Raw genomic sequence first — 20,741 nt, 5'->3', positions numbered from 1 at the left:
ACGCACAGTGGCTAATAGTGATAAAAAATACAGCTAACTCACGCAGACCACTAAGACCGAAAGCAGCAACCCGGCATCAACCCCCACCGCTAAGCCTAAAACCGCCTGCACCCAAAACCCGTCCACCGGCGCGAACGAAAAACGACTTTACGCCTGCGTCAGCGTCAGCGTCAGCGTCAGCGTCAGCGTCTAGATTTATCGCTTGCTGACCGGGTGTCCGCATCCTGCTCTTCCGATTCGCGCCGGGAATGCTTTAGCGCGTCGAATATCCCCCAGATGGCAATCGCTAGTCCAGTTCCAAATCCGCAAGCCAACAACACATATGTACTCATCTGCAACCTTTGAATGGAATGGAGCGGCGCCCGATGTTGCGTGCCGCCCTTCCCCCCCGCGAGGCTCATGGGTGCGCAAGACGTCGCCGCCCCGGATACGACCCATGCATTCTTTCAAAACCCATGCCCCTCGTCACGCGCCACGACGAATCGTGATGCAGTGTCAATCAGGCACGGGCACCGTGTCGAGCGCGGCCCAGCTAACGCTCGACACACCCTTGTCCATGCTTAGCCGGCTCGCGACAGCCTCGACCTTCGATTGATATTTCGGATGCGTTTCGAGCGTTGCAATCACTTCAACCCGATGCGAATCGTCGTCCAGGTCCTTGCTGCTAAGTCCTTGAAACGACAGCGGCGCCGACACCATCGAGTTGGTGATGACAGCGCGGATATCCACTTCGTCTTCCGCGCGGCAGACGACCTTCAGCACATAACTGCGCACGAGATCCGCGGAAGCCACCGGCGCCGTATTGATCGCACGGCCTATTTCACGCAACACGGTATTGGTGAACAGGATCACCGCGGTTCCCGCAATGGCAGGCCCATAGTGGGATGATCCGCAAAGCACGCCGACGGCAGCGGAGCACCACAAGGTGGCCGCCGTATTGATACCCTGGATTGCGCCTTGCTCACGCATGATGACGCCGCCGCCCAGGAAGCCCACGCCAGACACCACGTACGCCGCGATCTGCGTTACCGTCGTCGTTCCGTTTCCCGTCAAGGCGCCGAGGATCACAAACAAGCAAGCGCCGCTGGTCACCAGTGTGATGGTGCGCAGGCCAGCCGTTCGCTGCCGCATCTGCCTCTCAAGACCGATGGCGACTCCGCACGACAATGCGGCTAACAGAGGAAGAATATAGTCGAACACCATAAAGCGATTCTTTGAATTGTATTGTTCGCATGCATTGTCTGACGAAGACCGCTCAAGCACGCTCGACGCGCGCTTAACGACTGCACCGGCGCGCACTGCCAGTGCGCGTCACCGTATTGTTTGCGCGTGACAGTCAAATGACAGCAGGCAAACTACTCTGTCAGGCAGGTGCTGGCAGCATGGCTCAAGCGTGAGCCATGCCGAAGAAACCGCACGCTTGGAAGCCCCAGGCGCGGTTCAGACAAAGAAGACCATCTGAACAACCTTGACCACGACCAGACCGACGGCCACGACAAGATAACCTCGAAGCACGCCCATCCAGATTCGCTTGGTCAAGCTGAGGTTCGGCGGAGGCAAGGTATCGAGCGGTGGCATGCGCCATGACTCCCGGCCGTGCTTTGAGTGAGCCGAAGCCGCAAGGCCGGACTCGGCGCCCGCCCCGTCGCGCCGGCGCTCGCGGAGCATCAACGTGATTGCGTAGCCGACCACCGCCAGCACGGTTCCGCCGCCGAGCGTTTCGAGGATCGCTGCACCGCTTATGTCCGGGTACATCACCGAGGCTGTCAGGATGATCGAAAGCATTACCAGCACCCAGACAACAGCGCCTGTAAAAACGTTCAGGCGCTTCGAGTTGACCCAAGGGCCCAGCACCGCTTTGTCGTTGCAGAGCAGCAGAAGGAACACGGTCGCACTCGGCAGCAGGACACCCGCAAGCGTCTGCACTGCTTCGGTCAGCAACCCCAGCGGGCTTCCCGGAATCAACACCAGCGCAGCAGCAGCCACCACGATGCCAAAGTAGACGAGATAAAAACCCTTTGCATCGGACACGCCCCTATGCAGCGAGTGACGAATCTTGAAGACGTCGCCAATCGCATACGCAGTCGACAGCGACACCGCAGCAGCGCCGATGATGCAAGCGTCAAGCAGTGCAATGGCGAACAGCGTGGCAGCGGTATGTCCGGCGTATTTGCTCAATCCGTTGATCACACCACCTGCATCAGTGAAGTTGCCGAACTCGGGCTTGCCCGCGTAAAGCGCTGCACAGAATGACATCATCGCCACGCCGCCGATCATCACGAAGACAATCCCGATCCACAGGTCCGCTTTTTCGTACTTCATGAAACGAGGTGTGATGCGCTTGTCGATAATGTAGCTTTGCTGGAAGAACAATTGCCATGGCGCCACCGTTGTGCCGACAATACCGATAACCAGTAGCATCACGTCGCTAAGCTTCGAATGCGCTGGCCAGTTCGGGATCAGGAAATCGCGCGATATTTGTGCGACCGGCGGATGAATCGACACCAGCACCGGCACCAGCAAGAGACTCAGCAAACACAGCACGACCGCAAAACGCTCAAAGCGCCGGAAGCTGCCGGTACTGACCGCGGCCATGGTCAACGCGGCCGCAATGCCGACCCCGACAAGCTTCGAAATGCCGAAGAAGTCGAGGACAAACGTGATCCCGATGAACTCCGTAACAATGGTCAGCGAATTGAGAATGAATAAATCAATGACACTGAACGCACCCCAAAACTTGCCGAAGCGCTCGAAGATCAGACGGGCATGACCCACTCCGGTCACCGCGCCCAGGCGCAGCACCATCTCCTGATTCACGAAGAGCACGGGGACCAGCAACAGCAGAGTCCATAACAACGTCGTGCCGTAGTTCTGCCCTGCCTGCGTGTAGGTCCCGAAGGCGCCCGCGTCGTTGTCGCCGACCATCACGATCAAGCCGGGACCGAGAATCGCCAGCAGCGTGCGCAGGCGTGCCCACCAGTTGGTACGGGGCGCCGTGTCGTGATGCGCGATGGTGCCGAGCGCGCCTTTGATGTCGCCAAGATGCGCGTCATCCAGGACTGCGCTGCGCGGCGGTAGAACGTTTGTTGGAGTGGACATGATGCTCCCCGGAAGCGATGGAATATTTGAGTGTTAAAGGCGCCTCGGCTGCGAACGCAAACGCATGCAGCGGAAAACGCTGCTAAGCAATTAGATTTGCAATAGCACGCCAGAGCACCGCTAGCCGACGCGGGCGGGCAGAGCCGCACGGGAGTGCGGCGACGTAGTGGCGCGCTTCCTGAGCATGCGGAGGTGACGAGACGAGCAGACCGAAGTACATGGTATTTCTCCAGGCGATTGGCTTATTCGCTTCTCGGAAAGCCAGCAGCACGGAGTCCGATCGTGCCTTGCGCGCGTCGAAGCAGGTCTACTTGCTGTCCTTAAAGCTTGGTGATGGTCATGGGGCTTAAGGGGTAACTGTCACTGTCCGTCATAACGGCTCCTTTTCATGCTTCGTACGCGCTTGATATGCACGTGTTGATCCACGCCGCGCTGGTTCCTGAATGCGGAACACAGCGCGTGCAAAAGCGGCCGCGAGTGTTGGCTCACGGCGAGGCGCCGTTCAGACGCAAACAAACGCTGCGACCGATTGGCGCAATAGGGGGTGCACGAGAAAAGTACTGCGAAAGTACTACGACGCGCACCGTCTGCCTGGTGGCAAGACGGCGGCTAGAGAATTCGAGCGCGGAGTCCTGCCGGTCAGGCAGCTAAACAATCCAGAGGTCGACGACTACAAGTGTCCAAGGCATTGGCCCTTTTGTGACGATGATTGAATTTTATGCAACCGCGAAATAACAAGTCAACAGTATTCGTTAAGCGAAGCAGAAATAAGCGGGTAGTTGTTGTATGGCTCGTTAGTAAGGCGCCTCAAGTCCGGCCCATGCGCCTGACGGCTAGAAACATGAAAGCTTAAAGAAAGATTATTACCATGCCCCGTGTAGAGAAATGGTCAATATCCCTATGAAGCGCTGTTGCCGTCAGGCAATGTCCCGAGCGAGCCTTCCAAGACGCTGCAATGCATCGTCTAATGCTTGATCAAACGGCTGCGGACAACTTAAACGAATGAACGAAGCAAAGCGCAGCGAATTCGAGAATATGGTTCCGGGCGCTATGCGAATTCCCTGCGTCAGCGCCACTTCGAACAGCCGCCCGGAATCCGACCCTGCCGGCAACTCGACCCAGAGCACTACGCCGCCAACGGGCATGCTAAGCCTCGTACCGGACGGGAAATAACGCGCGATAGCGTCGGCGGTAGCTTCCCGTTGTGTCCTTAGTCGTTCGCGTAGCTGGAATAGATGTCGATCATAGGCACCGGAGCCAATGAATTCCGCGGCAACGAGTTGAGGCAAGCTGTCGTTATTCCGGCTCTGCGCGAATTTAAGCATCTTGACGCGTGCATGCCATCGGCCGGGCGACATCCACCCTAGCCGCAATCCAGGCGCCAGGACTTTATTCAGCGACGCGCAATGAATGACCCCACCCTCGCGGTCCCATGCCTTCAAAGGCTTGTTCTGGTCGGCGTCGTCAAGCAACTCCCGATAGGGTTCATCCTCGATCACCGCAACCCGGTGCCGCGCGCAAAGCCGGACGAGCTCGGCCTTTCGCTCGTTGGGCATGACGCTGCCAAGCGGATTCTGCAGATGCGGCACAACAACCAGAGCCTTGATGTTTCCGTATGCAAGCAGCGCCATCTCCAGCGCTTCGAGCGACAGCCCCGTTGTGGGGCTAGTGGAAATCTCGAGCGCGCGCAGGCCCAGGCTCTCGATAATCTGCAACAACCCAAAGAACGCCGGGGATTCGATCGCCACTGTATCGCCGGCCTGAGTAACCGCCCGCAGCGCCAGGTTCACCGCTTCCACACCACCGGTTGTTGCGACCACTTCGTCAGGCGAGAGCGTCAGGCCCGCGGAAAGAGCACGTTTCGCAACGGCTTGCCGGAACACGGCGCCTCCTGAATCCCCTCCCGCTTCCGTAAGAAGCGTCGGCCTGTGCCGAAGGATTTTCATCGTCAAGGATTGCAGCCGTGCGGTTGGATAAAGTGATGCCGCGGCCGTTGCCCCACCCAGGTTCAGCGCATCGGGAAACTGCTGGGCTTGGGCGATTACCTTCGATATGGATTCGTGCAGACCTACAAACTGCGCCTCCGCGGGCGCAGTTACGTTTGCCGGTTCATCTACGCCGGGTAAAACCGGCGTCGTCCGTCGACGAACGAAATATCCGGAACGTGGTTTTGCCTGCAGCCAACCGGCATCTTCCAGACGCCGGAAGACCTGCAGCGCCGTCGAGAGGCTGACCTGGTGCCTATGCATCAACGCCCGGACAGAAGGCATGCGATCGCCCGGCACAAGCGTCCCCGAGGCAATCACACGGCGATAGTGCTCGGCCAGGCGCTCATAAAGCGGCTCGCCCGTCATGGGCAGATCTCGAGGCGGCGTTTCGAAGGAGAGTGTCATTGTGCAGATGCTGCTGGTAACCCATCGCTCGCGCCAGATACAGAAGCGAGGAAATTGGACGGAAACAGATGTTGAATGATCAATCTGTTTCGGAACAGATTGTACAGCGCTGAATCTGTCGCAAAGGGAGCCGCCTCAATAAGCTTGAGTCGTGCTTAAGCCCTTTTTCGCGAAGGTGCGTAGAGCGAATTCAAACAAACAGCAAAGGCGCGTCTTATGAAAGCGATCAGGCAATGTTTCTATCCCGGGCAACTCAATGCCCGACGTCAGCGAGCCGGAACGCAAGTCGTCGCGATCGACGGCGTGCTTCGGTTGACCTATCGTGACCCTTCTCTGGACTGGCTTTTAAATGTGACCGGTCCTGTTTCGGTCGCCATCGAGGAAGGCGGATGCCATGTGCTTCCCTACGATACGTTTGTCGAAATAGAAGCGCTTGGAACTTCTGCGGTGTACGGTCTTGTGAGCGTGCCCCGCCCGGAGTACTCCCTCGTTGCGGCTATCGGCAGATGTGCCAGGTGGATTGGATGTCACGTACGCGCCAACGCCCAAGGACCAGACAAGCGAAGAACGCAGGGCGTGACGAGAGACTAGCGAGCAAGCGATGGGCCAAGGATTCCGCTTAAAAAAGTGCCGCTATACCGGACGCCCTCACGCACGGCACCTCGAACACTTCACTCGTCTTCCCAATAGCTCAACGATTCCTCAAGCCGCCCCACCGTTCTGAAACCGCCCTCGCCGGCCACCATCACCGCGTACTTGCCGGAATCGGGATACATGCAAACCTCCGGCGACTCCTGCGTGCTAACCGCGAGATATCGCAATTCCACGTCGCCGGTATTGATGATCTGATGCGCCGTTTCCGGGCCGCCCGCGGGACACGCGACCACGTCGCCGGCGCGGAGTGCGTGACGATCATCGCCAAGGCGAATCTCCCCTTGCCCGGCCACCACGAAAAACATCTCTTCATTGACGCGATGACTATGAAAAGGAAAAGCACGCTTGCCCGGTGCCAGCGCGATCAGGCTATAGCCGAGCTTCGACGCACCGAGTTGTCGCCCAAGCATACCGATGCGCGGCGCGAAGCGTTCCGCCGCGGCGCCGGACGGAGCGTGCTCGGCCGGAAATGAATGCAATTCGACTTCGTCCAGATTGATGACGCAACGGTGCATGCAGACCTCTAGGGAGATTGGGAAACTTCCATCCAACTACGGGTATCTGGACCGGGCACACCTCGCTCAAACATCCTTCCATTGGCGATAGGTCGCGGCCTGCCCGCAATACACGCCTTCGCGATTGATCAGGTTCCAGACCGTTACATTCTCGATCCAGAAGCGTCTTCCCGACTTCGCTATGCGAAGGCCGCGGTAGCCGCTTGCGTAACCTTTGGTTCGTACCGATTCAAGCAAGCCATCACGTTCCTCGCGGTCAGGATGTTCTGCCGACAACCGGGAACGCAGCGCCGTCATTTCGGCCCACGTATATTCAAAACATTGCTGCGCGGCCCGGTTTGCATAGACAAACCGCGGGTCTGCGTCGGTGTTGTGCGCGACCACGCAAAATGGCGCATCTTCGTATAACCATCGCGCGGCGTCGGCCTGCAAGGCCTCATTATCTAGCAGGGGCGTTCCGACCACCCGAAGGTGGCTGTCCGTCAGCAAATCGCAGAAGTCAGGGTCGAGGGCTAGCGACATCGTCATAGGGTTGAGTCTTGAAAGGTGGGAGTAACGTTCCGATTCAAGCGATGAATGTTACCGTGCCACACAAAATCCCGTCTTTCAGCGGAAAAGGCGGAATCAGTTTTCGAATGGCCGTTCGTGTCACGACTGATGCCTTTAAGCCAAAGCGGCTCTTAGCAAAGCCGGCATTTTCCTCAAGGGTGCAATCAGCTTCTCGTTGACCTTATAGTCGCGCTCAAGCGTCGTTGTCACATCCTGATAGTCCACCCATACCGTCTTCCCGCTGTCTTCCCAGACAACGGCTCTTAGCGGCAGCTCAAGCGCCGCGTGCGGGTTGGCTTCCATCACCGGCGTGCCTGCCTTCGGGTTTCCGAACAGAAAGAGCCGGGTGGGCCTCAAGGGCATGCCGGCGTCCACGGCGGCGGCGCTCTGGTCGATCTCGGCGAAGAGCGTCACGCTGTGTGTGGCCAACGCCGATTTGAGCCGGGAAACGGTCGCCTCGAAGTCATGGTTGCTCTGCAACGTGACGACCGTGGAAGGGAATTCTGCGGAGGTGTTGGTGCGTGCGGTCATGGTGTGCGCCATCCGGTAAACAGTGGGGTCATCGTTCAATGCCTGAAAATCGCATCATAGTGCGCCAGGCTTGGCCGGTGGTGGAAGCACGACGCCACGGCAATCACTGAAAATCCTTCAATTCAATCTCCGGATAGAACTGTTCAATCGCCTGTGCAAACGTGGCCCGTGAAAACTGTCCCAAGTGGGCCGATAGCAGGCGGCCTTGCGCGTCATAGAAAAGCGTCGTGGGATACGCGGTAGCCGAAACGGCTCTCGCGACGGCAAGATCGGGGTCAAGCAAAGCGTTCTTGATGTGAAGATCATGTGAGTTCAGATAGCTGCTTACTACATCGCGCGTCTCGCCCTGGTTCACGAACACGATATGAAGACCCGGAGTCTGCGCCTGAGCCTCTGCGAGAACGGGCATTTCCGCCTGACACGGAGGGCACCACGTCGCCCACAGGTTCAGCACGATTGGCCTGCCGTCGCCTTTGGTCAAGGACTGGCGAGCGCCATCGATATTGATCAGAGAGACAACCGGTACGTTCGCCGGTTGCCTCGATAAATGGACAAACGAGGTTACCGAAGTCCAGACCACCGCTCCGGCCACGACGGCAGCTAACAACGGCACACGCATGGTACGGCGGCGTAGGAGAAACCATCCGACCACACATCCTCCGGCTATCAGACCGGCGATCAAGTCGAATCCCTGATCCCGGAAATCAAGCATCTTCACGAGACCACCTTTATAGGCCGGCAGGTAACGCAGGACGAACGACAGCCGAGCCACCACCAGCCCGGTGAACACACTGCTGAAGATCGCTCCATCCACGTTCGCGCGGTTCTTGCGAAAGAGCCATCCGGCAAACAAGGAAACCACCACGCTGATGAAGAAGATCAACGGAGGCAGGGGTAGCGAAAGAGGACCGACGTTCATCTGATGCTGCCCGGTATTTGAAGAATGGATTGAGTGGATGGAAGCGGCTGCGCCGGACAATTATCCGGTGCCCCTACTCTCGGCGGTTTTTAGGTTCTCGCCTGGACCTGACCCACGCGAGATGGCCAAGGCCCGCGTCTAAAGTGGATTGTGGCACGGCCAAGCGCGAGACAGTCTCTTTGGCATGACCGTACGCCATCGGTTTGTGCGTGATTCTCGAGCGTGCCTGAAACCACGCATCAGAATGCAATCTGGTTCGCGCTGGAAGGTCCGGTTACAGCGGTCATGGATTCGTCAGGTTATTCAATGACATTTATTCACTGAAGCGATACGATCATGCGTATTCGCGATCTTGCTGATACGTTCCGACGCTTCCCGTACCCTGCCACGGCATGACGCTTTCGTTGTTGCCGCTTCTTGCGGCGTCTCAATGCCGTCATCAAACCTGAAGACAGATCTTCTTTTATTTAATAAGCATGACACAATAATGAAAAAATTTGTCTCAACTGGTTTTACGCAGCCTGGAAAAGCACCGGTTCAGCGGATCAGGTTAGCGCGCAGCACACGCTCTCGCATTACCGCGGCTGCGCTGGTGATCATCACCGCGCTCTCACTCACGCCTGCACTCGCTGCGCCGTTTATCGTCGCGCATCGTGGTGGCACCGGGGATACACCCGAGAACACGTTGCAAGCGTTCGGCACGGCGCTGGAAAACGGCGCGGATGCGCTCTGGATGACTGTTCAGGTGACAAAGGACGGTGTTCCCGTGCTCTACCGTCCCGCGGACCTTGGCTCGCTCACAGACGGGCAAGGTCGTCTCGACGACATCACGCTAAACGATCTTCGCAAGCTCAACGCGGGTTATTCGTTTAGCCGCAAGGACGCTTCGGGACGGGTCAGCTACCCTTATCGCGCTGACCCTCTGCGCATCCCGACCTTGCGTGAAGCGCTGGATGCGGTGCCGCCAAGCGTGCCGATCATGCTCGACATGAAACAATCACTCGCGGCGCCGCTGGTCGAAGCGGTCGCCCGGGTTCTCGACAGCGCGCACGCATGGTCGCGCGTGCGCCTGTATTCCACGGACGCCGATGCGATTGAGCTCATGAAAACCCACCCCGAGGCCCAGGTGTTCGAGACGCGTGACGCGACGCGGAATCGTTTGGTCGATCTCTCGCTTGGCGGCACGTGTGACAACCCGCCTCCCGCGGGAAGCTGGGTCGGAATCGAGTTGCATCGTCAGGTCGAGGTGGTCGAGCACTTCACGTTGGGGACGGGGGTGTCGAAGGTCGACGCACGGTGGTGGACACCCGCGGCGGTTAAGTGTTTCAAGACCAATGGGAACGTGAAGATCGTTGCATTCGGTGTTGACTCGGCCGACGCGTACGCAACCGCTGCCGCTCTTGGAATCGATGCGGTGATGACGGACTCACCGCGTGCAATGCGCACGGAGAAGAAACCTCAGTAGCACATCAGTCACCTTGTACCCGGAACTTTGTCACGGCCTGCCGGGTGGCTCTTCACATGATCGATGAAGGCGCGCAGCTTCGGCATGATCTGCCGGCGGCTTGGATAGTAGAGAAATACTCCCGGTATCACCGGCGCGAACGGCTCCAGCACGTGCACCAGTCTTCCCGTTCTCAACCCTTCGGCGACCATCGGCTCAGGTAGCTGCGCAAGGCCCATACCTTCGACTGCCGCGCCCAGCATGGTGGGAAAATCATGGGCGATGAGAGGGCCCGATACGGCAATCTCGATCGCGCGGCCGTCGTCGTTGAATGACCATAGCGCGAGCGCGCCGCTGGATCGCCGCCACCGCAAGCACGCGTGTTGGCGCAGATCGTCCGTGTGCTTGGGCCGGCCGCGCACGGCGAAGTAGGCTGGGCTGCCGACAACGATGAGACGAAACGGTGGCGTCAACGGTACGGCGACCATGTCGGGGTCGACGAACTGGCCCAGCCGGATACCGGCGTCGAACCCTTCCGCTGCAAGATCGATCAGATCCTTGCTTGTGGCGATCTCCAATTCGACCTCGGGATAAGCCTGGCAGAAGGATGCAATCAGTGGTTCCAGCAGGATTGGCACCACCGCGCGCGGCACTGAAAGACGCAACAATCCGGAGGGCCGCTGGCCGAGTCCGCGCGCAACCTCACTAGCGGCGACAAGCTCCTCGAAGGCAGGCTTTGCGTGCGAAAGAAACCGTTCGCCAGCTTCGGTTAGGCCGACACTACGCGTGGTGCGTATGAAGAGCGCAGCGCCAATGCGCGCTTCAAGTACACGCACCGTCTGGCTGATGGCGGACGGCGTCACTCCGAGTTCCGCGGCTGCCCGGCGAAAACTGCGATGCTGGGCAACGCTCAGGAACACCTCCACGCCATCGAGCGCGCCCTGCCTGACTGTGAAGTTCTGCTTCATAGCCCGTCAACATTGTGGTGAATAGTCGCTCGCGAGAGGCCATGGTACACCTACGCCTGCAGATGAGGAGTCACGCCGATGTCGACTCGCAAGCCCTGAACAATCCGCTAAGACCGCGGAGGAACCGCTCATGACCGCCACCCCTATTCCTGCTGGTATCGTCTGGCCGCGTCCCGCTTGGCGCAGCCTGCTTTGGATTGTCCCGCTGACGGTCCTGTGGATTGTGTTGATCTACTGGCAACCGATTATCCCGGCTAGCGGCGTTCCGACCACGGTCCACCAACTGACAGCCCATGGGCTTATCGCGGTCGGCTTGTGGCTCGGCCTCGAAAGCACGGACCTGACGCGGGGCCAACGCCGCGCGATCTGGTTGGCGGTCATGATCCCGGACACGCTTTGGTTCGCTGTCGCCTGGAGCGCGGCGATCAATGGCGTCTTCCGCACGGGCGTCTCACCCTTGCCGTTGTTGCCGCTGGCGATCTTCCTGCCGGTGATGATCGGCGCGCCGCTGTTGCTGTTGTCGAAGCGGGTGGGTCAGGTTCTCGATGCGATGCCGGCGACGTGGCTTGTCACTCTTCAGCTTTACCGGGTATTCGGCGGTTGGGCTCTCGCAGCCTGGCTGCATGGGGCGCTGCCCGGCGTGTTCGCGTTGCCGGCGGGAATTGGCGATGTGTTGACCGGCCTGTTCGCCGTGCCGGCGGCAATCGCCGTGGCGAGCGGTAAAGATCAAGGGCGGAAGGCGACGATCGCCTGGAACATGTTCGGCCTCACCGACTTCGCCGTCGCGATTACCTTGGGGATGATCACTTCGCCGGGCCAGTTCCAGTTGATCGTTCCGAGCGTGCCGAGCATCGGCGCCGGCCTTTATCCGGATGTGCTGACCCCTGCTTTCGTGGTGCCAGGCTCGATCCTGCTGCACGCGCTGTCGCTGCGCCAGCTGATCCGACGACGCACCGGCTGATCTCCTTCCTATCCTTCGATCCGCCAGACAACACCTGGCAGAATCCATCTTGCATAGGACCGGAGGCAACATGTCATCGGAACTTGTCTTCCAATTGCATCTCGTTCTGGGGTACGTCGCCTGGCTGCTTTGCTTGCGCGTATACGTCTGGCCCAGGCTCAAGTCGATGGACCCATTCGAAGCGCAACGCGCCATCGCCACCTTGCACAGCTTCCGGTTCTTCGGGCTGGTCTTCATCCTGCCGGGCATCGTGAGTCCCCATCTGCCTGCCAGCTTCGCCGTGTTCGCCGCATACGCTGACTTCGCAACGGGAGTTCTGGCGATGCTGGCGCTACTCACAGCACGAATACGCCCACTCTTTTGGTTGTTCGTCGTAGCCTTCAATCTTGTGGGAGTGACCGACCTCATCCTCGACTACTACCACGCTATCCAGTCCGATCTTCCTGCGCGTGCGGGAGAGCTGGGCGCTACGTACGCGATTCCGATCATCTACGTGCCTTTGCTGATGATCACGCATGTTGCTGCCTTCTATCTGCTGCTGCGCCCTCAGCCCAAGGCGGCTCGGAGCGATTTATCTTTCCGTAAGTCATGACATGACCAAAGCGTAGCCTGCTGCCAGCAGGCCACGATGACCGAAGGACGTTTCTGCACGCTCTTGAGCGTGTTGCGCGGCAGCGTTCAATCGGTGTGCGGCCCGGGCGGAATGCCGGGCGTCGCGATATCGAGCGGAAGACGTAGGGCGTGGACCTAACTCGATACCTTGATTCCGCTACGACCGCTTACGAGTCCAAGTGAAGTTGCACACCCGAGGCACTATAAAGTGCTGTCGCCTTGAAGCCGTCAACCGTAACCGTCGTGAAGCGCCCCTGCAAGCCGTTGCAATCCACGACCGCGATTGTGTCACCCACTTTCGGCGTGAAGCCTGCGGCGAGCTTTACATGCAGCGTCCCGCCGACAATTGAAGTCTGTCCGCTCACCGCGAGCCTTCCCTGGTCGCCGTTGCCGCGATCGATTTCGAGCGTGCCGGCGGCGAGTTGCGTGAACTTGCCGCCGATCGTCACGCGAGAGGCAGCGTTCACCGCAACCGTGCCGCCGCTGACGTACACGTCGCCCACACCAAACGCGTTCGTTGCACCGGCGACGAGCGTTCCGCCCTGTACCTGCGTGCCGCCGCTGTACGCATTCGATCCAGCGAGCGTGAGCAAGCCGGTACCGTTAAACGTCAGCTTGCCGGCGCCTGCTATGTCGTTGCGCCACGTATCGATCGCGCTGAAGCCGCCAAGCGATGCGTCCATCGATACAACGACGTTGCCGGAAAACGAGCCGTAACCGTCCGCTGCAGCAAACAGGTTGAGGCGACCCCAGCCTTCCGCGTCGTCGAGAGCGGGGAAGCCCGATGCGAGCCCGGTTGTCTTGAGCACTACGCGCCGCTGACCGGCGCTCAGGTATGGAAAACGCGTCTCGAGCAGCACCTCTGCGCTCTTCGGGACTACGGCGGCCCCGGTGGTCGTTGCGATCGAGCCGAACCCGAAGGTCAGGCGCCGCGTGTAGTTCGCCTTGTTGGTGGCGTAGTCGGCGAAGCGGTCGGTTGCCGTGGTCCCCGATTCGGCCAGCGCGCGAAACGTCGTGGCATCTGTGTTGGTCAGCGTGTACAGCGCGCTGTGCGCCTGCGTGACGGCTGTCTGTTTGAGCGTCGCGTTTGCGCTGTCGGAGAGGTTTGCGGCGACCACTGCTTCCGCCAGGATCCGTCCGCCGATTACATCGAGCGGAGAGTGCATGCCAGCGAAGATGCGGTTCTCGCCGAGCTCCAGACCGCGACTGAGCATCTCCTGATAGCGCTCGGGCAGCGCGTAGGCCATCGCAAGTGCATCGCGCATGGCTTCGGCCGAGTGGCCGCTCGGAAAGCCGCCATCGGTCGCCGGCGTCGTGCTTTCGGCCGGCACGAGTGTCGGCACGACGACTACGCTGCTGCTCCAGCGAAACGGCCGGGCATATTTGTAGAAACGCTTGGCCGGTTCAGTTGAACCATTGTTGCCCATCGCGTTGATGAAGTCGACAACCGAACCGAACTGCGCATTCGCCGTGCCGCCCACGCCCGTGTTATTGCCAGTGTCGTTGTAGGCGGTGGTGACCGCGTTCGCCGGAATGCTGGTGATGCTCGTAGTTTGCTGCGCGGCGCTGCGCCACGCATTGGTGAGTGGTCCCATGCCGTCCGACACACTGTAGCCCTTGCCGCGCCGGTCGTCGTAGTAAGCGGCTTGCCCCTGTGCGTCCGTGCGTTGCGTGGTCGCCGCGACGACGTACTGGATATTGGCATCAAGCACAGTCGGATTCAGCGCGGTGCCGTTGGGCGTGCCGTCGGTCGGGATGCCCGTCCAGGTCGATGCCACAACCGCCGGGAAACTCCCGACAGCCGGCGCAGAGACACCGGCATCCACGATATCGGTGAGCGGTTGCCACAACGTGCGGAAGCCGTTAAGCACGCGCACACCGGCGTTCGTCGCCAACGTGGCGTACCGAGCGTCGCCGCGTTGGTTGGTCGCCGCGTTATCGACGAAGGCGGCGACCGAGGCCTGGACCGGCGCACTATCGACGAAACCCGGGTCGGCGGGCGGCGCGGGAACAACCGAGACCGTGGCGGGTGCGTTGTTGCCATTGTCGGAATTGCCACCACACGCCCCCAGCAAAAGCGCGATGCTGGAAACGGCAAAGAGGAGGCGGACGGTGCGTATCTGCGATGACGACATGGCGAGCGTTCCCGATAAGGGTAGGTAAGGAAGCGCGCAGTTTATGGGGGCAGCATGAAGCTTTCATTACCTTGACGGCAAATCATTGCTTCGGGAGGAATGTGTTGCTTGATGCGGGAAGGCGGACAGCGCAGGTCAGGCGAAGCCGCGCGGCGGGCGGCTAGGGCACGTCGTGCAGGCAAGCGAGCGCCAAACTGGATGCTACGGCCGTTCCCAGAGCGTGGCATGAAGTTGCGACATTGCCAGGGCCGCTAAGAGTAAACGTCGATGGGGTGTCCGCTGGCCGCGTCAAAACTGTCACCGTTGTGACTATCAACTCGCACGCTCGCCACGCAAGTTTCTCCTTGACGGCAACTTGGTGGGCCTGAGTCAATGGAGACCGCCAGACAATCGCCATCGGCAAAAGGACACCCGCTCGTCGGCCGTTGCGGCCCGACAAGCCGCGAGCAGGCGATCCAGCTTTGAACGCCTTCCTCCACCGATCAGATGCCAAGCCATGCGTGCGAGCGTGTCCAGTAGGGGGCGATGAGCGCCTCCTCTCCATACCTTCCCGACCAACTAGATCCCATGTATCAGGGCGTGCGCCAACACGCGCAGCTCCTGGAACTGTGTCGCCAACTCGAAACTAAGCACGAACGCGCCGCCATAAAACACGCCGGGATAGCGCTGTGCGAACGCCAGCATCGGTGCGGCGATGCGCGTGCGTATCGCCCTGGCGCTCATCACGTACGTGATGCCGATGCCGAGCGCCGCACCGGCCAGCACGTCCGTCGGGTAGTGCACGCCGAGATAGATGCGCGGCAGGCCGATCAGCACCACGGCGTGCAATAGCGCGTAGATCCCCACGGGCCGCGAGGCGAGGAAAATGCCCATAGCGACCGCGCACCAGAGCATGGCGTGATCGCTCGGAAACGAACTCCACGTTCGCAGCACCGGCTCGTCCACGTCGGCCTCAGGAAAGAACGCACGCAACGCCGGTTCATACATCGGCCGCAGGCGAAACGGCAGGTACTGCGCAAGCAGGCGGCCGGCCGCCAGCGCGATGAGGCCGCTCACGATGGCGATCACGACAAGTTCGCGCTGGTGTCGCCGAACGGCCTCGCCGTCAGGTCCCTCCGCGCGTTGGTGCCTGAACCAGACCCACCACAGCAGTGCAACCAACACCACGCCCTTGGGCAAGTACGCGTTCACGACCGCTTCGACTACAGGGGTGAAGCCTTGAGAGTGAATGGCCACTTTATTTATGGACGCGATGGTCCACGTATCGATGACGTTCATTTGTCTCTGCTCCGTTATGTGCGGCAATCGACATAACTTCATCGTTGGCCGCAGCCGTTGTCACGACGCCGCATCGCAAGCATCGCTAGTGCCCGGCTACGCGGCGAAGCGCTCGACGGCCGGTAACGACCATCATCGTATTGTCATGAACATGTGGTATGTGCGCTGGCGCGTGTAGTGTCCCAGCTAATTGTCGGATCCCTCGCTCAAGCCTCTTCCAGAAGCATTCACGCAAATCGCCCGTTCGCGGTTGCCAACAACCGCTGTTATGGCCCCGCCACAGCGACCAGCACCGTCGTTTCCCGCCTCCGGGGTAACGTTAATTGGCATTCAAATACCGGGTTTTCCATTGGTGCAGCCATCGTCCGCCGACGGCCAGCGCACCGGTTGCTGGCCGCAATGGTCGACGAACAGCAGGCTAAGCGATATGGATAGATGACTCATATCGACCCGATTGCAGTCCGTCGCCAATCGCGTCTGTGCCTCTCGAACGGGTCCGACTTCTGCCCGACGCGGACCGATCAATGGCGGTCCACTCCGCCAGTTCAACGTCGGACCGGGCTCGGCTGGTCCCTCGCGGTCGGCTGGCGAACGTCTGCTGATGAGCGATGAGTCGCCATTTCGCAAAGCGACGGCAGCCGACTATTCGTCGGCAAGCCAGCTTCATTTTTGAAGCGCTGTGCGCTGCGGGATAGATGCTCCCGCGACTGCAAGAATCAAAACTTACTTTGAGATTACGGTCCGCTGGCGTCATCCGCTCGTACAGTCGCTTGGCCAGAGTGTCGTGGGTCTGCACGGACTAACGCGTGACATGCGCGCCATCTAAACGAATGGAGCCAACATGGCAGACTACAACAAGGATATTGAGCAATGGCTCACCGAGCAGACGCAGGCGCTGCGCGCCGGACGCTCCAACGAACTGGATTTCGAAAACCTTGCCAAAGAGATTGACGGCGTCGGAGAGGGCGAGCGGCGGGAAAAACGCGACACATTGCGCTGGAAGATCGATAAGGACGTGGATCTGTATAAGTTTTATTTGGATGTGTCAGTTAAGGCCTCCGTTTTCTTGATGGCCGTCACCGGCGGCATCGCGTCTTATGTTCTTTCTAACCATGGCAACCCAATAATCAGTATTGCCTTAGCTTTTCCCGCAGTAGTGAATGGCGGATTCACGATTTTTTTCTTTTATAGCATCACCGAGGCTAAACGTATAGCCAGGGTCCACGGCGAGGCCTCTAAGGAACTTAGGGTGCAGGAGTTCAACATGAACCCTCTCCGGTCCGTATGCCAGATCTTTTGCTTGATGTGCGCGGTTGCTACCCTTGGACTTTTCTTGCTTATGGCGTTTCAGCTACGCAGCGGGTAGGCGTAGTGACCTGAAATCACAGCAGGACCGAGCTGCATAATGCGACGGGGGCGGAAACGAATTAACGACCACTGGTTAGGTACGAGCGTGCGGCAATGCCAGAATGACTGCTATGGGGGACAGTGGTGACATTCGAAAGATCCGGCTGCAGGGCCGAATGGGGTCGACTTTGGCCCGACGCGGTCCGATCAAAGGCGGCCCACTCCGCCGGTTCAACGTCGGAGCGCGCTCGACCATTTTGCGTCGCTCGACAGCAACGCGCGAGTAGTTGACAATCATGACCAAAAATGGACCTGAGCGAGCAAGGTTGAAATGCAGACAACACCAGAAATCGTGCCTGTCGGTACCGCACGGATCGCGGCTGAATGGGCCGGCGACGGCCAGCCGATTGTCTTCCTGCATGCCAACGTTGCGGACCGTCGGATGTGGCGTCACCAATTTGACGCGCTCGCCGCCAGCTATCAGGTAATCGCGTTCGACCGCCGGGGCTTCGGTGAAACGGCCATGGTCGACGAGACCTATAGCCAGACAGATGATCTGTTTGCCGTACTCGACCGACTGGCAGGCCGCGATAAGCCGGCGATTCTGGTTGGCTGCTCGAGGGGCGGCGGCATCGCCATCGATGCTGCCCTCGCGGCTCCGGATCGGGTTGCGGCACTGGTCCTGGTCGCACCGGGTGTGAGCGGCGCGCCTGCGGCAACACCTATCGCGGCTGTGCAGCGACTACTCGACGCCACCGAGTTGGCGAGGAAGTCAGGCGATCTCGATGAGGTGAATCGACTGCAAGCCGCACTCTGGCTCGATGGACCACTAGCAGACGAGGGGCGCGTAAGCGGATCGCCCCGCGCCCTGTTCCTGGCAATGAACGCGATCGCTTTGGCGGCGCCATCGCTTGGTCGAGTTGTCGAACCCAAGCCAGCTTGGGGCCGACTCGATCAAATCGCCGTTCCTGTACGGATCCTGTGCGGCGACCTCGATATACCGCACCTCCAGACACGCTGCGAACAGCTCGCGGCAGGGCTCCCGAATGGTCGGCTCGAGATGCTGAGCGCTGCGGCCCATCTGCCAAGTCTTGAGCAGCCCGAACGAGTCACCCAGCGGCTGTTGGTGTTACTCGACGATTGCCGACGGGGCTGATGACCACGGCACCCAGCAGTGGGACAGACAGTCAGTACACTAGACTGCTTTTTGCTTGCTTGACCACTGACGCTGTCGCTTGGCCGGCTACTCGATGCGTCATAGCCGGCCGATGCGGAGCTATTGAACGGAGGGGTGTTCGCCGGTAACGGTTTCCGGTACGACCGTGTGTATCAGCCGCATACCGCGCGCCGAGTTCGCGAACCATACAACTACATCCTTCGTCAGTCGATTGGCGAGAATGAACGCCCGGAATCCGGGATTATTTCCCCAATGGAAGAAACAACTTTCGGAAGGCTCGAGACCCCAACCTAGTCCCCAGGCAACGTTGTGATCCGGTGGGTCCTCGCCGTGCAGGTCTTCAGCGTCATCGCCTTGCCGCGTGTTGACGCGCGGCAGGAACCACTGATCGTAGCTTGCGCTCGTCAGGTCGCGGCCGGCCAGTACATGCTGGACGAATCCGATATAGTCGGAAGCTGTCGTCAGAAGCGAGCACGAGGCCTGCGCCGTCTGTACGCGGCGCTTTGGCACTGGTTCTCCTTCCCATTCGTGACCCTGTGCATGGTTCTCTGAGAAGCGGCCTGCCATTCCAGGCTCGAATGAAGCATTCCCAACGGCTCGAACACGCGCTCGCGAGCCAGCGTTTCCAGCAAGCGTCCACTGACGGTCTCCATCGCCCGCTGAAGCCATGCGAATGCGCTGCTACCGTAGCTGAATCTCTCACCGGGGTTGAAGTACGTGCGAAGCGGTGCTTTGTCGCGGACGATATTTGGGAGGCCGCTCGTGTGCGTCAGAACATGAAAAGCAGTTATCTTGCGCGACCTCAAGTCGCCCGGCACATAATCGCCGCAGATGTCGAACAGAGGTTGATACAGGTCCAGAAGCCCTTCTTCGGCTAGCTGAAGAGCGATGAAGGCGACGACCGGTTTCGTGAGGGACGTGGCCTCGAAAACGGTCTGAGCGTCGACAGCAGAGCGGTCATGAGAGCCCCGGATGCCAAAGTAGTGTTCGGTGCCTCTCGTGCCCGCACGAAGCGTTGCGAGCGACACGCCGTGAATTGGGCCGCAGGCAGTCGTTTCCGCGAGGAATTTATCCAGATCGGTCATTTGCTCGCGCTTCGGAAATTTCAGGGAAAGAAATTGTACAGACTGGGCCGGGAGCACGCACCTCGGTCCTGCGCCCCGCGTCACCTGCACGCGCCGTGCCGCGTGCCATTTGCCATTGTTCACTTCGCGGTCGGAAGTAGCCGCGCGTCGCGATTGCACTGACGCACCGCGCCAGGTCGAGATGCGCCCGACGAGTCGGGCAGTACGCGGCCAACAGGAGACGTTCGACAGAGCCTTATAGATCGTCAACAATGCAATCTCTATCTGGAAGCAACCAATTGTTATGCGGCTCGAAGCCACCGATGGTGTCGCCGACCTACTGAAGTGTCGATCAGGATCAGCGTATGCCACGCTCCGAACGTCTCCTTAATCTCTTGCAAGTGTTACGGGGTTATCGACGCCCCGTAAGTGGTCAAGCTTTGTCCGAGAAGCTTGGCGTGAGCATCCGAACGCTATACCGGGACATCGCCAGTCTGCAAGCGCAAGGAGCAATGATCGAGGGGGAGCCGGGCGTTGGTTACGTTATGAAACCGGGTTTCATGCTGCCGCCAATGATGTTCCGCTCAGAGGAACTCGACGCCTTGGTTCTTGGCATGCGGTGGGTGGCTGATCGCTGCGACAAGACGCTATCGGACGGCGCGCTGAGCACGCTTGCGAAGGTAGCCGCCGTACTACCCACTGAACTGCGTCGAGAACTGGAGGAATCGTCGCTGCTAGTCGGTGCGCCGTTGAAGAGACCTGCCCACAAGGTCTCGCAAGGCCTTCTACGTGCCGCAGTGCGGGCCGAGCGAAAGCTTAATATTACTTACGCGGACGGCAGCGGTATCAACTCACAGCGTGTAGTTTGGCCATTTGCTCTGGTGTATTTCGACTAGGCCCGGGTGCTAATGTGTTGGTGCGAGCTTCGAGCAGGTTTTCGGAATTTCCGATCGGACCGAATCTTGAACGTCGAGCAGATGGAGGAGCGCTACCCCAAAAGACGGTCAACGCTGCTTCGAGAGTGGCGTAGGGTCAATCACGTAGCGAGCCGCACAATACTGCCAGAATCTGACAGCATCGACCATTAAACTGAGT

19 protein-coding genes are annotated in these 20,741 nt (G+C 59.7%); 7 read left to right on the top strand and 12 right to left on the bottom strand.

Annotation, left to right across the window (positions count from 1 at the left end; genetic code table 11):
• Positions 1-495: 495 nt before the first annotated feature.
• The 7 genes from M0D69_RS33250 to M0D69_RS33220 form a co-directional block, all read right to left on the bottom strand.
• On the bottom strand, positions 496-1,203 hold the full coding sequence (locus M0D69_RS33250; RefSeq protein ID WP_301786082.1) for an MgtC/SapB family protein: 708 nt from the start codon (positions 1,201-1,203) through the stop codon (positions 496-498).
• A gap of 237 nt (positions 1,204-1,440) precedes the next feature.
• A complete protein-coding gene (locus M0D69_RS33245) occupies positions 1,441-3,099 on the bottom strand; it encodes an NRAMP family divalent metal transporter (protein WP_301786081.1) in 1,659 nt (552 codons plus the stop codon).
• A gap of 917 nt (positions 3,100-4,016) precedes the next feature.
• Positions 4,017-5,492, bottom strand: a complete 1,476-nt coding sequence (locus tag M0D69_RS33240) for a PLP-dependent aminotransferase family protein (protein WP_301786080.1) — start codon at positions 5,490-5,492, stop codon at positions 4,017-4,019.
• Positions 5,493-6,163: 671 nt separating this feature from the next.
• Positions 6,164-6,661: a cupin domain-containing protein gene (locus tag M0D69_RS33235; protein WP_301786079.1), complete on the bottom strand. Its 498-nt coding sequence runs from the start codon at positions 6,659-6,661 to the stop codon at positions 6,164-6,166.
• A 66-nt stretch (positions 6,662-6,727) separates the two neighbouring features.
• Positions 6,728-7,189, bottom strand: a complete 462-nt coding sequence (locus M0D69_RS33230) for an MEKHLA domain-containing protein (protein ID WP_301786078.1) — start codon at positions 7,187-7,189, stop codon at positions 6,728-6,730.
• Between the two features lie 135 nt (positions 7,190-7,324).
• The gene (locus M0D69_RS33225; protein WP_301786077.1) at positions 7,325-7,741 is read right to left on the bottom strand and encodes a DUF302 domain-containing protein; all 417 of its coding nucleotides are present in this window, start codon (positions 7,739-7,741) and stop codon (positions 7,325-7,327) included.
• Positions 7,742-7,844: 103 nt separating this feature from the next.
• On the bottom strand, positions 7,845-8,660 hold the full coding sequence (locus M0D69_RS33220) for a TlpA disulfide reductase family protein (RefSeq protein WP_301786076.1): 816 nt from the start codon (positions 8,658-8,660) through the stop codon (positions 7,845-7,847).
• A 487-nt stretch (positions 8,661-9,147) separates the two neighbouring features.
• On the opposite strand from M0D69_RS33220, the gene M0D69_RS33215 reads away from it, so the two are divergent.
• Complete coding sequence (locus M0D69_RS33215) at positions 9,148-10,125, top strand: glycerophosphodiester phosphodiesterase family protein (protein ID WP_301786075.1); 978 nt, start codon at positions 9,148-9,150, stop codon at positions 10,123-10,125.
• An 8-nt stretch (positions 10,126-10,133) separates the two neighbouring features.
• On the opposite strand, the gene M0D69_RS33210 is transcribed toward M0D69_RS33215, so the two are convergent.
• On the bottom strand, positions 10,134-11,072 hold the full coding sequence (locus tag M0D69_RS33210) for a LysR family transcriptional regulator (protein WP_301786074.1): 939 nt from the start codon (positions 11,070-11,072) through the stop codon (positions 10,134-10,136).
• Between the two features lie 130 nt (positions 11,073-11,202).
• On the opposite strand from M0D69_RS33210, the gene M0D69_RS33205 reads away from it, so the two are divergent.
• Both M0D69_RS33205 and M0D69_RS33200 read left to right on the top strand, forming a co-directional pair.
• Positions 11,203-12,033: an MFS transporter gene (locus M0D69_RS33205; RefSeq protein WP_301786073.1), complete on the top strand. Its 831-nt coding sequence runs from the start codon at positions 11,203-11,205 to the stop codon at positions 12,031-12,033.
• A gap of 70 nt (positions 12,034-12,103) precedes the next feature.
• Complete coding sequence (locus tag M0D69_RS33200; RefSeq protein ID WP_301786072.1) at positions 12,104-12,625, top strand: hypothetical protein; 522 nt, start codon at positions 12,104-12,106, stop codon at positions 12,623-12,625.
• Positions 12,626-12,812: 187 nt separating this feature from the next.
• On the opposite strand, the gene M0D69_RS33195 is transcribed toward M0D69_RS33200, so the two are convergent.
• Both M0D69_RS33195 and M0D69_RS33190 read right to left on the bottom strand, forming a co-directional pair.
• Positions 12,813-14,780 carry a phosphatase PAP2 family protein gene (locus tag M0D69_RS33195; RefSeq protein ID WP_301786071.1) on the bottom strand — a complete coding sequence of 656 codons (1,968 nt, stop codon included), beginning with the start codon at positions 14,778-14,780 and terminating at the stop codon, positions 12,813-12,815.
• Between the two features lie 558 nt (positions 14,781-15,338).
• The gene (locus M0D69_RS33190) at positions 15,339-16,058 is read right to left on the bottom strand and encodes a phosphatase PAP2 family protein (protein WP_301786070.1); all 720 of its coding nucleotides are present in this window, start codon (positions 16,056-16,058) and stop codon (positions 15,339-15,341) included.
• Positions 16,059-16,899: 841 nt separating this feature from the next.
• On the opposite strand from M0D69_RS33190, the gene M0D69_RS33185 reads away from it, so the two are divergent.
• The gene (locus tag M0D69_RS33185; protein ID WP_301786069.1) at positions 16,900-17,424 is read left to right on the top strand and encodes a DUF29 family protein; all 525 of its coding nucleotides are present in this window, start codon (positions 16,900-16,902) and stop codon (positions 17,422-17,424) included.
• Between the two features lie 312 nt (positions 17,425-17,736).
• Positions 17,737-18,561, top strand: coding sequence for an alpha/beta fold hydrolase (locus M0D69_RS33180; protein WP_301786068.1), 825 nt, complete (start codon positions 17,737-17,739; stop codon positions 18,559-18,561).
• Positions 18,562-18,681: 120 nt separating this feature from the next.
• On the opposite strand, the gene M0D69_RS33175 is transcribed toward M0D69_RS33180, so the two are convergent.
• The gene (locus M0D69_RS33175; RefSeq protein WP_301786067.1) at positions 18,682-19,092 is read right to left on the bottom strand and encodes a hypothetical protein; all 411 of its coding nucleotides are present in this window, start codon (positions 19,090-19,092) and stop codon (positions 18,682-18,684) included.
• Entirely contained in the window at positions 19,044-19,667 is a 624-nt protein-coding gene (locus M0D69_RS33170; RefSeq protein WP_301786066.1) for a serine hydrolase, read from the bottom strand. Before M0D69_RS33170 ends, M0D69_RS33175 begins: the two co-directional genes overlap by 49 nt.
• A gap of 344 nt (positions 19,668-20,011) precedes the next feature.
• On the opposite strand from M0D69_RS33170, the gene M0D69_RS33165 reads away from it, so the two are divergent.
• On the top strand, positions 20,012-20,542 hold the full coding sequence (locus M0D69_RS33165; protein WP_367619792.1) for a helix-turn-helix transcriptional regulator: 531 nt from the start codon (positions 20,012-20,014) through the stop codon (positions 20,540-20,542).
• Positions 20,543-20,554: 12 nt separating this feature from the next.
• On the top strand, positions 20,555-20,734 hold the full coding sequence (locus M0D69_RS43905; RefSeq protein WP_367619791.1) for a WYL domain-containing protein: 180 nt from the start codon (positions 20,555-20,557) through the stop codon (positions 20,732-20,734).
• The last annotated feature ends 7 nt before the right edge of the window (positions 20,735-20,741 follow it).

The sequence above is a fragment of the Caballeronia sp. SEWSISQ10-4 2 genome (genome assembly GCF_030464885.1).
Lineage (GTDB): Bacteria > Pseudomonadota > Gammaproteobacteria > Burkholderiales > Burkholderiaceae > Caballeronia.
Note: the sequence above shows the minus strand (reverse complement) of the source record. Positions and strands in the feature narration are given on the sequence as shown.